The 905-nt window shown below is 69.3% G+C and carries 2 protein-coding genes; both read right to left on the bottom strand.

The window, feature by feature from the left end; genetic code table 11:
- A partial coding sequence (locus CV1CTNOD_RS26050; protein WP_242606257.1) for an SEC-C metal-binding domain-containing protein occupies positions 1 to 228 on the bottom strand: 228 nt, incomplete at its 3' end.
- A 287-nt stretch (positions 229 to 515) separates the two neighbouring features.
- Positions 516 to 755 carry a DUF397 domain-containing protein gene (locus tag CV1CTNOD_RS00630; protein WP_131784270.1) on the bottom strand — a complete coding sequence of 80 codons (240 nt, stop codon included), beginning with the start codon at positions 753 to 755 and terminating at the stop codon, positions 516 to 518.
- Positions 756 to 905 lie beyond the last annotated feature (150 nt).

Genomic DNA, 905 nt, shown 5'->3' with positions numbered 1-905 from the left:
GCGGCGGCGGCCCGCAAAGGGACGCAGGATGGGTGCGGGCCGCCGCCGCACACCATGGCACGCCTTGTAACGGCGTCCTGACCCACACGGGCATGGTGACCGAAGCCCGACGGCCGGGGGCTCACCCGCCCCCGTCCAGGGGACGTCCGATCGTGCCCCGGCATCGGAGGACCCGCCATCGGCGGGCAGGCCGAGCGTGGAGGAGCCGGACGCGGAGGATGACGGCACAGGGACGCGTGCGGTCTGTCGGCGGGCGATCGCGTACTCCTCGGTTCGACGGGACGGCTGGGTGCGAGCCAAGGCTAGTACCAGGGCCGGGTAGTCAAGCAGTCAGCCACGCCATCAAAGATCGATATCCGTGACGATGTCGATACCGACAGTGGCCTGGCGGGTGATGGGCGCAGCGTAGATCCCTGCCGCCCCGCACGCCCGGAGTGCACCTTCATGAGCTGGCCGGCAACGACAGATGCCCCCGTCCGGAACCACCGGTACGGAGGCATCTGTCGTGGGGACAGTCAGATGTCGAATTCGCCGTCCTTGACACCGTCGAGGAACGCCCGCCATTCCTCGCGGGAGAACGACAGCACCGGCCCGTCAGGCTGGACGGAGTCCCGGAGGATCACTCCGCTGTCGAGTTTCGCGACTTCGACGCACATGCCACCGGCGCCGTTGCTGTAACTGGACGTGATCCAGGTGAGTTCGCCCACGACGATCTCTTCGGCGTCGAGTTTCTTGAGGTTGCGGAGGTCGGCCATAGTCGGTCCTTCCGGTAGGTGGACGGTGGTGCACGCGCCGGCCCGCGGCCACGCCCACGGCTGACAAGGGAGGGGCGGGTACACGCGGACCGGCGCGTGTCTGGCAGGCCCCCGCCCTGCTCACCAGGCACGGACGGCGGGGGCCTGGTC

It is taken from the genome of Protofrankia symbiont of Coriaria ruscifolia, assembly GCF_900634745.1.
In the GTDB taxonomy this organism is placed as follows: Bacteria; Actinomycetota; Actinomycetes; order Frankiales; family Frankiaceae; genus Protofrankia; species Protofrankia californiensis.
This window is presented reverse-complemented; position numbering and strand designations above follow the sequence as displayed.

Excerpts from the sequence above, each read along its gene's own strand:
- CV1CTNOD_RS00630 (WP_131784270.1), bottom strand. The coding sequence starts at position 755 with ATGGCCGACCTCCGCAACCTCAAGAAACTCGACGCCGAAGAGATCGTC.